The organism is Acinetobacter sp. Ag2, assembly GCF_001005515.1.
Classification (GTDB): Bacteria; Pseudomonadota; Gammaproteobacteria; order Pseudomonadales; family Moraxellaceae; genus Acinetobacter; species Acinetobacter bereziniae.
Genome location: NZ_LBNA01000058.1, coordinates 1 through 12741, shown reverse-complemented (window position 1 = coordinate 12741; position 12741 = coordinate 1). Strand labels below are relative to the sequence as shown.

At 35.6% G+C, this 12741-nt stretch carries 14 protein-coding genes and 1 rRNA gene; 6 read left to right on the top strand and 9 right to left on the bottom strand.

Annotation, left to right across the window (positions count from 1 at the left end):
* Positions 1–275 precede the first annotated feature (275 nt).
* Together dcd and AAV97_RS18060 are read right to left on the bottom strand one after the other, a co-directional pair.
* Complete coding sequence (gene dcd / locus AAV97_RS18065) at positions 276–845, bottom strand: dCTP deaminase (protein ID WP_004827590.1); 570 nt, start codon at positions 843–845, stop codon at positions 276–278.
* A gap of 117 nt (positions 846–962) precedes the next feature.
* The gene (locus AAV97_RS18060) at positions 963–1556 is read right to left on the bottom strand and encodes a LysE family translocator (protein ID WP_004827589.1); all 594 of its coding nucleotides are present in this window, start codon (positions 1554–1556) and stop codon (positions 963–965) included.
* A gap of 455 nt (positions 1557–2011) precedes the next feature.
* Between AAV97_RS18060 and AAV97_RS18055 the strand changes: the two genes are divergently transcribed.
* A complete protein-coding gene (locus AAV97_RS18055; protein WP_004827587.1) occupies positions 2012–2557 on the top strand; it encodes a DUF2062 domain-containing protein in 546 nt (181 codons plus the stop codon).
* Positions 2558–2581: 24 nt separating this feature from the next.
* Here the strand turns inward: AAV97_RS18055 and AAV97_RS18050 are convergent, their stop codons facing one another.
* Both AAV97_RS18050 and apbC read right to left on the bottom strand, forming a co-directional pair.
* Positions 2582–3457: a 5'-methylthioadenosine/S-adenosylhomocysteine nucleosidase gene (locus tag AAV97_RS18050; protein WP_046761316.1), complete on the bottom strand. Its 876-nt coding sequence runs from the start codon at positions 3455–3457 to the stop codon at positions 2582–2584.
* Between the two features lie 544 nt (positions 3458–4001).
* Positions 4002–5255 carry an iron-sulfur cluster carrier protein ApbC gene (gene apbC / locus AAV97_RS18045; protein WP_046761315.1) on the bottom strand — a complete coding sequence of 418 codons (1254 nt, stop codon included), beginning with the start codon at positions 5253–5255 and terminating at the stop codon, positions 4002–4004.
* A 306-nt stretch (positions 5256–5561) separates the two neighbouring features.
* Here apbC and AAV97_RS18040 point away from each other — a divergent pair, with 306 nt between their 5' ends.
* Positions 5562–5861 (top strand): hypothetical protein, encoded by a 300-nt coding sequence (locus tag AAV97_RS18040; protein WP_009583968.1) that lies wholly within the window; start codon positions 5562–5564, stop codon positions 5859–5861.
* A 44-nt stretch (positions 5862–5905) separates the two neighbouring features.
* Here the strand turns inward: AAV97_RS18040 and AAV97_RS18035 are convergent, their stop codons facing one another.
* The gene (locus tag AAV97_RS18035; RefSeq protein ID WP_004827580.1) at positions 5906–6103 is read right to left on the bottom strand and encodes a hypothetical protein; all 198 of its coding nucleotides are present in this window, start codon (positions 6101–6103) and stop codon (positions 5906–5908) included.
* 195 nt (positions 6104–6298) lie between these two features.
* Here AAV97_RS18035 and AAV97_RS18030 point away from each other — a divergent pair, with 195 nt between their 5' ends.
* Positions 6299–6514 carry a DUF6500 family protein gene (locus tag AAV97_RS18030; RefSeq protein ID WP_009583965.1) on the top strand — a complete coding sequence of 72 codons (216 nt, stop codon included), beginning with the start codon at positions 6299–6301 and terminating at the stop codon, positions 6512–6514.
* Between the two features lie 16 nt (positions 6515–6530).
* Here AAV97_RS18030 and AAV97_RS18025 read toward each other — a convergent pair whose 3' ends face one another.
* From AAV97_RS18025 to AAV97_RS18015, 3 genes are all read right to left on the bottom strand, one after another.
* On the bottom strand, positions 6531–6827 hold the full coding sequence (locus AAV97_RS18025) for a putative quinol monooxygenase (RefSeq protein WP_009583966.1): 297 nt from the start codon (positions 6825–6827) through the stop codon (positions 6531–6533).
* A gap of 193 nt (positions 6828–7020) precedes the next feature.
* On the bottom strand, positions 7021–7482 hold the full coding sequence (locus tag AAV97_RS18020) for a hypothetical protein (RefSeq protein ID WP_046761314.1): 462 nt from the start codon (positions 7480–7482) through the stop codon (positions 7021–7023).
* A gap of 102 nt (positions 7483–7584) precedes the next feature.
* Positions 7585–8385, bottom strand: coding sequence for a hypothetical protein (locus AAV97_RS18015; protein WP_046761444.1), 801 nt, complete (start codon positions 8383–8385; stop codon positions 7585–7587).
* Between the two features lie 179 nt (positions 8386–8564).
* Between AAV97_RS18015 and metG the strand changes: the two genes are divergently transcribed.
* From metG to AAV97_RS18000, 3 genes are all read left to right on the top strand, one after another.
* On the top strand, positions 8565–10622 hold the full coding sequence (gene metG / locus AAV97_RS18010) for a methionine--tRNA ligase (RefSeq protein ID WP_035301535.1): 2058 nt from the start codon (positions 8565–8567) through the stop codon (positions 10620–10622).
* A gap of 87 nt (positions 10623–10709) precedes the next feature.
* Positions 10710–11195, top strand: coding sequence for a hypothetical protein (locus AAV97_RS18005; protein ID WP_009586857.1), 486 nt, complete (start codon positions 10710–10712; stop codon positions 11193–11195).
* A gap of 136 nt (positions 11196–11331) precedes the next feature.
* A complete protein-coding gene (locus AAV97_RS18000; RefSeq protein ID WP_046761313.1) occupies positions 11332–12309 on the top strand; it encodes an MBL fold metallo-hydrolase in 978 nt (325 codons plus the stop codon).
* A gap of 150 nt (positions 12310–12459) precedes the next feature.
* Here the strand turns inward: AAV97_RS18000 and rrf are convergent.
* Positions 12460–12574 (bottom strand): 5S ribosomal RNA (gene rrf, locus AAV97_RS17995).
* Positions 12575–12741 lie beyond the last annotated feature (167 nt).

Here is a 12741-nt window from a genome sequence, read left to right as displayed (position 1 = left end):
TAACACAATATAAATCACATTATATTTAGCATATATTTAATGATTTCATTTGTAGCACAGATCAAAGTTTATACCGAGAAAATATTTGTATATTCCGATAAAAATCATTACTTTAAAATAATTTAATAGACATTTAAATTATTCTTAACTTTATATTTTAATTATTAAAAATCGAAGATTTAAATAAAATTATATATCACATTACATTTATTATATTGATCATTTAAAACATAAAAAAAGCAAGTATTTCACTTGCTTTTTAAACTGATTCTCTTTTAGGTCTTAGGTAAAGTGACCCCTGTTTGACCTTGGTATTTACCACCACGGTCTTTATAAGATGTTTCACAAACTTCATCCGATTCGAAGAATAACATCTGAGCAACACCTTCACCTGCATAAATACGAGCTGGTAAATTGGTTGTATTGGAAAATTCTAATGTCACATGACCTTCCCACTCAGGTTCAAGCGGTGTGACGTTGACAATAATCCCACAGCGAGCGTAAGTTGATTTTCCTAAACAAACAGTTAAAACATTGCGAGGAATTCGGAAATATTCGACTGTACGTGCTAAAGCAAAAGAGTTTGGTGGAATAATACAAACATCAGATTCAATATCGATAAAACTACGATCATCGAAATTTTTAGGGTCTACAATTGCAGAATGTACATTTGTAAAGACTTTGAATTCACGCGCACAGCGGACATCATAACCATAGCTTGAAACGCCATAAGAAATTAGCTTCTCACCCTGTTCATCATAACGAACTTGGTTTTCTGCATACGGTTCAATCATACCGTGTTTTTCGCTCATTTCGCGAATCCAACGATCAGACTTAATGGCCATTTATTTCTATCCCAAAACTGTGCTGTTTACTGCGCTGTACTTTAACTGAAATTGCTTTTGAAAGGAATGTTTCTTGCGAAATAGCTTTAAATCCACAGCCTTTCACGAGGAACGACCTTATAAACTTAAAAGAGCAGAATAACTGAGTGGTACGGTGAAGCTGACTAAAACCAAAGAAGCTGTTCTTTGCATATTGCGTTGATTTAACCAAGTGACTTTATTACTACAGATCACTGAACCAATAAATGTCCAAAAGAATGCAATCGGGATAATCAACAATAAAAATACCAGCATATGAGAGGTATAAGCTGAAGTGTTTTGCCAGACATAGGTTGGAAAAATTGCTGAAGCAAAAAGCAAGGCTTTAGGATTTAACAGCGTTGCTACAAATAGCTCCCGCGCACGAATTGTTGCTTGACTAAAGTCTTCGTCTTGATTCGCTGTACGCCATAACTTTAAAGCTAGAAATAAGATATAACCAGCACTGAATAATTTCAGAATAACGGGCACACTTGGGAACTGCTTAGATACAGTTCCAATGATTAATCCCCAAACAGAAATGGAGATAAAATATCCTAGCGCTTCTGCTGGAATTAAAGGGAGAGATTTTCGAATTCCAACTTGGATTCCAGAAGATGCTAAAAGCGTATTGGTTGGTCCTGGGGTTAAAAGAATCGTCACCACCAGACCGATAAAAAACCATGAAATCATTAAATGACCTCATCTATCAATTGACCGCAGATTAAATCTTTTGATTCAGATTGGCAAAAAAAGAATTGTAAGAGAACATATGAATATGGATAGCAAAATACACAAATAGTTTTTATTTTCAATACATTATAATATTATATCACCAAAAGACTGTTAAGTCATTTCATCATTAGTTGTTCCTTTAATAATCATATTTTCATTTTTATATTCCAAATATTATCTTTTAAATCAGTATGTTCCATAAAATAAAGTGAACCAGTTCACAAAATAGCTTATTAAAATGGAGCGTAGTGAATGTCTTGACCGAATATGACTGATTTTAAGCAAATTTTCAGCTTTAATGTCTATTATTCAATCAAAACCTCCCTTCACTATTTTAGGTATTTTGTCCGAAAGGTTGTTGTTTTTCTCTACATTGATGCACAATAGTAGCCTTTCTTTCATTTTTTAATTTTATGGCAAAGCATTTTTTTCAGTCTTGGCTTCCCTCCCCCGAGCGGGTCAATAATTTGAAATTTATGAAGATTTTTGGTGATAAAGCCTTAAGTCCTCAGCTTTGGTACGTCAATCGAAAGTCAATTTCTAAGGCAATGTTTATTGGTACATTCTGGGGAATTTTACCCATTCCGTTTCATACATTGTTGATCATTTTTTCTGTGTTATTGTTTGAAGCCAATCTTCCAATTGGTTTAATTTTGGCTTGGATTATGAATCCAATCACTATTGTTCCCATTTTGATTTTTGCATTTTGGATTGGCTCTAAAATTTATCATGTGCATATGATCAACAAAGAGATGCTACTGGGCGTTTTCCATCAAATCATCCATTGGATTAAAAACTTTGGGCATGGTCATATTGATTTTAGTTTGGCAAAAATTTTAGCCACAGGGCTTTTTATTGAGGCATTGGTCTGTGCATCTTTGCTTTTTATTGTGACACGTATTTACTGGCGTTGGAGTGTGGTTAAAAAATGGAATGATCGTAAGAATCACCCACTTTAAAACCGCTTCCGACAGGATTGATTGTTATTTCAAAGCCGCTTGTTTTGCTTTCATATATTCAACCACGACATCTAAAACATAGTGCTGGCATGCTTCACCTGTGCCTGCATCATATGCGCCACCATTGGTAATGTTATTTGATAGCACTCGAATACCCAAAAAAGGGACTTTAAATTGACTGGCAATTTGTGCAACAGAGGCAGCTTCCATTTCTTCAACCGATGTAGCATAGTTTTTATGGAAAAATGCAATTCGATCTAATTCATTATTCCACACATCAGCTGAACCGATGGTACCTTCAACAACATTACCCTGTGTATAATTATTCTGAGCACGATGAGCTGCTGTTAAAAGCTCAGCATCCGCTTCGAACTTCCGAATCGCAATCGGCTCTGGATCAGATTCATCATCAGGTAGTACATCAAAGGCTTCGTTCCATTCTAAAGCGTTTGAACCTTCTCCCAACGCTTTTTTAGGGGTTCTGAAAGCACCAATATTTGTTGTATATCGTCCCAAAACAATATCATAAACTTTGAGCTCTGGATCATGCCCGCCCGATGTCCCTTGGTTAATAATCGCAATAGGCTTATACCGCTCAATTGCGATTGCAGTTGCAGCTGCCGCATTACTCATTCCCATTCGGGTTTTAGAGATAATCACGGGATAGCCCTGATAAGTCCCTTTCCAAAACTTCCATCCCCCCACAGTTTCAACAGTCGCATTGGTCAATTTTGCTGCCATTTGCTCAGACTCAACAGGTAATGCGCCTTGAATTACAATGGGTTGTAAAGCTTTCTGAGTATCGCTATTTTGATTTGTATTGTGTGAATCATTATTACACGCTGCCAATAGCAGGGAACCGCACATGCCCATAGCATGGATTATTTTTTTGAATTGCATCATTTGCTCAACAGCTTAAATAAGAACTGGATATTTAAGCAATGAATATACCAATTCCACAAATTTCATTTTTTATATCAAAATTAAAGTATATATGATTTGAATATGTTGGCTATGATTGAAATTAATTCAGCACGATTTTAATCAATTCAGAATGACCTGAAGATAAATCAGCATTTCCCCCTTACCAATCGTCAATTAATTTAATGTCATCTTTATCTAACAATTCAATTTTGGTTTTACATTGCCAAAATCTAAGTTCACCAGTGATAGTGAAATGTTAATTACAGATTCAAAATCTGAAAGTATCTTTCCAGCATCTTGCTAATTTGTACCACTCTCCCCCCATCCTTGGCAGTAATCACCTAATCTTTTTTGGCAATAATAAAAACGAGTAGCACTATTAACATCACCATTGGCAGTATTGGCGAGACTAATAAAAACCTTATTATCGAGTAAGTTAAAATATTTCATTGACTTATCCTCATTCGCCTTTCTTGAATTAAATGGTAAATATCAAGAAAGGCGATCGTATAGAATAAATTTAGAAAATTCGATGTGGATCTTTTTCTACTCGAGGCAAAGCCTTGGCAATTTTTTCCGCAATCAACATATAACTCTCTGCTGCCGCATCTCCCGCAATAACAGAAGGATGACCAGCATCGGCATTTTCTCGAATTTGTACATTTAAAGGTAATCGACCAAGCAATGGAATAGCATATTGCTCAGACAAACGATCACCACCACCTGTACCAAAAATTTGCTCTTCATGACCACAATTCGAACAAATGTGTGTCGACATATTTTCAATCACACCCATCACAGGGATTTGAACTTTATTAAAGAGTTCAATGCCCTTTACTGCATCCATTAAAGCTACATTTTGTGGTGTTGTTACAATCACCGCACCTGTCACAGGAATACGCTGTGCAAGGGTCAATTGGATATCACCTGTACCAGGTGGCATATCAATCACAAGTACATCAAGGTCAGGCCATAAGGCTTGATTAAAAAGTTGCATCAATGCCCCTGTAGCTTTCGCACCACGCCATGCAACGGGGGTATTTTCCTTACCAATTAAATGCCCGATTGAAAGAACTGCCATATCGTGCGCTTCAAGTGGAACGAAGTTTTCACCTTCAATTTTGGGTGTTTGTCCAGCATTGCCCAACATCGTTGGAATACTTGGACCATAAATATCAGCATCTAAAACACCCACTTTTAATCCTAATTTGTTGAGTGCGAGCGCAATATTTACAGTAGTTGTCGATTTTCCTACGCCACCTTTACCCGATGAGATCAAAATGACATTTTGTATACGTGGATGTTTAGGAATGTCCCGTTGTTGTGGTGCAGCTTTCTGAATCGGTGGATTATTAGGATCAATTTCTGCTGGGGCAGGCTTTGGTGAAGCATCGACAACAGGCGGTAATGTATGACTTTCTGCTTTGGGTTGGCTAGAACAACTATGCTCTGCTTTTCCATGTTGTTCGCTTGAACAGCTTGAGTCATGCTGAATTTTTTGCTGAATCACATGCATGTTTAATTCTTGAATACCACATTTTTCTAAAGCATCGGCAAGATCATCATGGATTTTTTGCAAGTCATCCGCTTCATTGGGATATGTATTGATCGTAAGCTGTAATACTCGTCCAACAACATTCACTTGAGTAATACGATCCTTTAAAGCGTTGTTCGAGTTTGGCAACATATAATTTTGCAAAACGGATTGGACTTCTTCCTCTTTCACCTCCTGCGCGGGAGAAAAAACTGATTTAAGTGAAGAAAGCCAAGACATAGATTTGCTCCAAGTTTGCAAATACAACAAATACTGAAACTATAGTTTAACTGTAAATTGAGCTGAGGGTAAGCAAAGTTCTATTCAGCTTTTTGAATGTCTTTATTAATCCTACTGATTTAGTCGGAATTTATTGGTAAAACTTCATTTCTAACCTATATTCAGTACTTTTATAATCTTTAATGGTCAGTGCAATCTCATCAATCTAAATTGGTATCGTTTTTAATAGGTCATTTTCATACAAAATGCGTAAAAAAACGGCTATAGTGATGCTTCTGATCTTAATAATAACAAGGCTTACCGTTAATGAAACTTCGCCATGCTTTGATGCTATCTTTATTTATTTCTGGTTCTGTGATTGCGGGAACATCTACCAATACTGTAAGAACCATTTCTGGGCAACTCATTTCTATAGGTGATAGTTATGCAGATATGAGCACACGGATTGCTCAGTCTCCAATCTCAATGCACACCTACGAAAAGAAAGAAGGGAAAACGACAGTCACTGTCTCAAATTATATTTATGAAATTGATCAGATTTATTATACATTTACAGTTATTGAAAATCACATTCGCCATATTGAATGGACACGTAAAGACCTATAATAGGAAAAGCCTCTGAAGAAAACTTTCCTCAAAGGCTTTTTTACTTAACTCTTATCACTCTCGTCATCTTTTTTATGTTTTAAATCATTGACCTTTTGCTCACCTTTCAATAAGGTTTCTTTGGCTTTATGTTTTAAATCATCAGCGACCTTTTCCGCACCCAATTTTGCTTCTTTTGCCTTTAACTTTACATCATCAATTACTTCAGAAGCTTTATTCTTTAAATCGTCTAAGTTAGTCATCTGTCGTTCCTATTTTGATTAAGTTACTTAACAGTTATAGCAACAGAATCGAGATAAATCGTCAAAAACTGCATTTCAGAAACAATTCACCCACAGAATGTAGCGATGTATCTTTTTGTTTCAAAATGAATAAAATAGTCACAACAGCTAAATCCATATAAAGAATTCAATCTAATGGATACATCGAGATTATTTATGCAACAAGCCATCAAAGAAAAAATTATTCAAGTATGTAATGAAAAAATTGCCAAAAAGGGTGATCAAGTCGGGCTATCCTTTTATGCTTTTTTCGCGAATAAAAATGATGATCCAGAAACATTAATGCAAGTCGCAGAATGGTGGATTAAAACCCATCAGCTTGATCACTTTGAAAAAGCGAGCAAAATTAAACAAATGATAGAAAATGGATAATAGGTGCTTTAGCATTTTAAAATAGTTCTTGGTAATGTTGCATATGCGTAAAAATACCTTCTTGTCTTGTATATTGGTCAATCAAAGGCACTAATCTCTGAAAATGTGCTGATTGGACATGAGCATCTAATGCAGCTCGATCTATCCATTCTTCAATAAAAACAAAATGACCTGTATTACGTAAATCATGGTACAAGTCATAAGCAATACAGCCCTGTTCTTGTTTCGTCTTGTTAATTAATTCTTGATATAAAGGCAAAACAAGATCAATTTTATCTATTTGAATAAAGTCTTCAGCAATGAGTTTAAGCATCAATCAGTTCTAAATGACAATAATGACTTGCAACATAGCATAGAAAACAAACTGAATGGACAATGATAATTGACCATCTTTTTAATTTTATAAAAAAACATTTAAAAAAATTCAACAACATGAATAATAAAGGTCAAAAAAATTTATTTTTTAGCACAGATATTTCTTCAAATGATTTTATCTTGATTAAGCATTACCTTTTTAGATATATTCTAGACAAATATAAATATAATGTATTTCCAGCCATTAAGCCTATAAAAATAGGAATTAACAACAAGGCATAAGCAATACATAAATATGCCAACATTTCAAGAAAACGATATAGAGTTCCCTCTAAACATAAAATTAGAAAGAGACAGCTCAAAATGAACAAAAAAATGAAGCCTGTCACTTTAAGCATTTGAGCAATTTCAATCACTGCTTTAGGCTTTTTTAGAATGCTAAAAATTAGAAGGTAGCTAAAGAATGCCAATAAAAATAGCAATGGTGTGAAATAGAAAAACACTTCCATACCACGACTTGGGTTTCGCTCAGAAGCGATGCCAAGAAAATCGCCCTGATAAAAATATAATGACATGCTGAATGGAACAACTAAGCTCAAAACAGCGCTGAGACTGGCAGCAGCGGAAACCATATATAAAGACCAAGATCGCATCCTGTTTTCCTTTTCCGATTTTGGCATCAGTGTCTAAAACATAAATGTAAAATATTTGATTCTTTGGTGAAATTTAAGTGAAGTTTTTAATATTTTCCTAGCTTAGGATTTTAATGAACTCATAAAGCTAACCGCGCTAAATAACCAAATAAACAATACAAAGCTACGCCCCTGATTAAAATGGCTCAACTCTGTACCATGCAAAATATTGTGGCGTGTCATACTCACGGTTGAACTATTGTCCATTTTGTATGCCGCAAGCTCTAAAAAATAATGATTCAATTCATTAGCAATTTTGGTCTTATGCCATAAACTCTTGATCTCATGACCTTTTAAACCTGGCACAATTTTATAAACATCAATAAATTTAGTGTCCTGTTGTTTCAAATACCCATTTTGAAGTAAAACTGCTGTCAGTAAACCTTCTAATTGTGCATATAGCAAAGGTATACATCCTGCATAAAATTTTAACTCATAGAGTTTAAAACTTTGCGCTAATACAGCTTTGTATTGAGCTTTTGACTCACCAATATCTAATAGCTCAAAAGCATCTAGTAAGCTGCTTTGAAAAAACTCAGTATTGATCACATCCAAAAGATTAAATTCTGAAATCTCTTTAGCCTCATGAATGAGTTGCCAAAAATACAAAAGGTTTAATGCATCATTAGCAACCTTCGCATCCACAGGTTGATCTAACTGATCTGCAAGTACATCGAAATATTTTTCTTCTTGCGCCATATCTCTGAGCGTCTGAATTAAAAACTGATGCTCATCCTCAGAAATATCTTCTAGATACTGTTGTGCTTGTTTTAAAATATTTTTTTCAAACTGTGCTTTGGTTTTTTGATTTTGTGCAATACGAATTACAGGTTGATCATCATCAAAATAATCTTCATCAATCATTACTTTATTACTCATGAGCATGCTTCAATCGTTGATTCTATAATAATAAATCGTTGGGTATATGAATATGATTAAAAATCCACATTTGAAAAGAATTCACCTATTCAGTTGTGCATCTTGATAGCAATTACGTTAAAATCAATACCCTTGCCTTAACTTTGAGAAAGAGAGTTATATCCGTGCGAAATATCTTAGTCACTAACGCCCTTCCATACGCAAATGGTCCTATTCATATGGGTCATCTACTCGGCTACATCCAAGCAGATATCTGGGTTCGTGCCATGCGTGCAATGGGTCATGATGTGACTTATGTATGTGCGGATGATGCTCATGGTACAGCCATTATGCTTCGCGCTGAGGCGAATGGAATTACCCCTGAAGAACAAATTGCCAATGTTCAGAAAGAACATATTCGTGATTTCGATGGTTTTGGTGTGCATTTTGATCACTATGATTCAACCAATAGTGATGAAAATAAGGCTCGCTCTGAAGAAATTTATATCAAAAACCGTGAAGCAGGAAATATCGCGATTCGTCCTGTAACACAATTATTTGATCCTGAAAAAAGCATGTTTCTTTCAGATCGATTTATTAAAGGCACATGCCCAAAATGTAAAGCTGAAGATCAGTATGGCGACTCATGTGAAGTCTGTGGAACCACCTACAATGCAACAGAATTGTTGAATCCACGCTCAACTTTAAGTGGTGCGACACCTGTTGAAAAATCATCTGATCATTACTTTTTCAAACTGCCTAATTTTGCAGAATATTTACAAAAATGGACGCGTGACGAAGGTCGTCTACCTGTATCTATCGCAAATAAATTAGACGAATGGTTTGATAATGGTTTAAACGACTGGGATATTTCTCGTGACGCTCCATATTTCGGTTTTGAAATACCCGATGCACCTAATAAATACTTCTATGTTTGGGTTGATGCACCCATTGGCTATATGTCGAGTTTTGAAAATTACATCAAAACCAAGCGACCAGAATTAAATTTTGATGCATTTTGGAAAAAAGATTCTAAAAATGAGGTGTATCACTTCATTGGTAAAGATATTGTTTATTTCCATGCGCTGTTCTGGCCTGCAATGCTTGAAGGTGCAAATTACCGCACTCCTACAGGTCTATTCGTAAATGGTTTCTTAACTGTGAATGGTCAGAAGATGTCAAAGTCTCGCGGTACCTTCATCAAAGCTGAAACCTATTTACAGCATTTGAATCCAGAATATTTACGTTATTACTTTGCTTCCAAACTGTCTGATAAGGTTGAAGATTCTGACTTAAATCTTGATGATTTCGTACAGAAAGTGAACTCAGATTTGGTCGGTAAAGTAGTCAATATTGCCAGTCGTTGTGCAAAATTCATTAACACCAAATTTGACAATACCTTATCAAAGACCTGTACAGAGACTGCTTTGGTTCAAAGCTTTATCGATGCTGGTGATTCAATTGCCAAAGCTTATGAAGCGCGTGAATTTTCTACTGCCATTCGTGAAATCATGGCACTTGCTGATCGTGCAAATCAGTATATTGATGAGAAAAAACCTTGGGCTTTGGCAAAAATCGAAGGTGAAGAACAACAAGTTCATGATGTCTGTTCAGTGGGTATTAACCTGTTCCGCCAATTAGCTGTTTATCTCGCACCTGTTTTGCCAACGCTTGCTCAACAAGTCCAAGATTTCTTAAAACTGGATCGTTTTGATTTTGCTTCACGTCAAAATATCTTAACAGCACATGAAATTTCGCAATTCCAACCATTGATGCAACGTGTAGACCCTAAAGCAGTAGCTGCTATGGTTGATGCATCTAAAGACTCTTTGGCTTCTGCAGCTGAACCAGCAAAAGTTGAAAAGAAAAAAGAGAAGAAAGTTGAGAAAAAGCCTGAACCTAAAGTGGGTGAAGCTGAAATTATTGGTATTGAGGACTTTATCAAAGTTGATCTCCGTGTCGCAGAAGTTGTAGACGCTGCCCATGTTGAAGGATCAGATAAATTACTTCAACTGACCTTAAATGTTGGCGAAGCAGAACCACGTAATGTATTCAGTGGAATCCGTGAATTCTATGCACCAGAAGATTTAAAAGGTAAATTGGTCGTGATGGTTGCTAACCTCGCTCCACGTAAAATGCGCTTTGGTATTTCCAATGGAATGGTGCTTGCTGCTGGAAATGGTGAAGGTGTTTGGGTCATTTCACCTGAATCTGGTGCAAAAGCTGGTGACAAAGTCTCATAATTAGCAATCCAATGATTTTTGAAAGGCTTCTTCGGAAGCCTTTTTTTATGTTATGTTCAAGAATAAAATCAAGATAAAGCTCATAATATGGCAATTACAAAAACCAGCCTTTCACAAAAAGCTAAATGGCAAAGTTCAGCATTTGTCATTTGGGGACCATTTATTGGAACTTTGATTATTGCAATCACATTTCATAGCCATATTATGTTCGGTGATCCAATACGATTTTTAAAAGGTCTCATTACGCCCTCGATCATATTTCCAATGATTGGAGGACTATTCTTAATTACACCGTTTGGTTATTTACTTGGCATTATTCCTGCAATAATCATTCAATTATTATTCCAACATTTCTTTGCCGGAAAGCTCGCTCAAATACCCTTCATGCGATGCATAATCTATGGCGCAATGTTAGGATTAATGCTTTCACCCTTTATTCTTATTCTTTCCATACTCACTCCATCACCTATATTCACATTTAGTTATCTGCAATTTGTTCTCATCCTTCCCACAACCTTAATTTGTACTGTTATTGAATGGAAAAGAATCCAAAACAAAAGGCAAATCAACTGAAGTACTCACACCAACACTTTTGAGAATCATAAAAAATTCGCTTACAAAAGCAGAATTTTTTTCATCAATAAAAAGCTCAGCGACAGATCAATTCATGCTACAAAATAATTCATTAAATTAATATTGAACATACCCAATGAAAAATATTGTCCAATCTTTGTCAGTACTCTGCGTTTGTTTATTTCCACTTGCATCAAAGGCAGATGTTCAAAAAACTTTACCCATTATTGAGCAACAGCCGCAAGTTTCTGGTTTTTACCAACACCAAGTTGGTGATACACAAATTACAGCCTTACTAGATGGCACAAATTTTATGTCGCCTACACTCTTTAAAGATATTTCATCAGACAAAGTTCAAGAAATTTTAAAAAAGTACCACGCTGATCAAGCAAAAGGTGTACAAACCTCAGTCAATGCTTTTCTGGTTAATACTGGAAAGTCTTTAGTTTTAGTTGATAGTGGTACTGCGGATTGTTTTGGTACTCACTTAGGCTCTGTACTAAAAAATCTGAAAGCTTCAGGCTATCAACAAGAACAAGTTAATACCATTTTACTGACACATTTACATCCTGATCATTCCTGTGGTGTCAGTAAAAATGGTATCGCTAATTTCCCCAATGCCACCATTTATGTCTCAGAAAGAGAAGCGAGTTATTGGCTAAATCCAAAACAAGCTGAAAAAATAGCGCAAAATAAGCGCCAAAATTATGTTGCTACTGTAGAGAAAATTAAAGCTGCTCTTGCACCTTATCAAGCGAAACAGCAATTTAAAACCTTTAAACTCGGTGACAAAATAAATGACTTTGAAGTAATCAACACTGCAGGTCATACACCTGGTCATTTTAGCTATAAACTCAAAACCACAGATGAAGATGTTATCTTTATTGGTGATATTGTGCATTCTCACACTGTTCAATTTGATAGACCAGAAACAGCGATCGAATATGATATTGATCCTAAAATGGCTGTACAAACACGTTTAAAACAATTTGCAGACTATGCTAAAAATGGACAAACTATAGCAGCACCTCACTTACCTTTTCCAGGCATTGGTCATATCTACTCAGCAGATGGGAAAAGCTATCAATGGATTCCAATCCACTTTAAAGACTGACTTATTTTTGCTTTAACGGTAATTGATATAAGCTCTACCACAAGGTAGTGCTTTTATTTCTCTTCTTAATTTTTTCTCTTTTCTATTTTTTCTTTTCTTTAAGCATAAAAAAACACCCTCAACTTAGTTGAGGGTATTTTAAGAATTAAAAGCTGGCGATGACTTACTCTCACATGGGTAACCCCACACTACCATCAGCGCTAAGAGGTTTCACTTCTGAGTTCGGGAAGGGATCAGGTGGTTCACTCTTGCTATTGTCGCCAGCAAACTGTTATGGACTTTTTCGGGTCTTATGGGTATGCCTTACTTTGTTCCAAATGAGTTTAACAGAACATTTGAGTTGGTTATTGTAACTAGCTTTACAACTAAATCAAGTTTCTTTGATCTTTTATGAATCAAATGATGCTTCACATACAACTGCTTGGGTGTTGT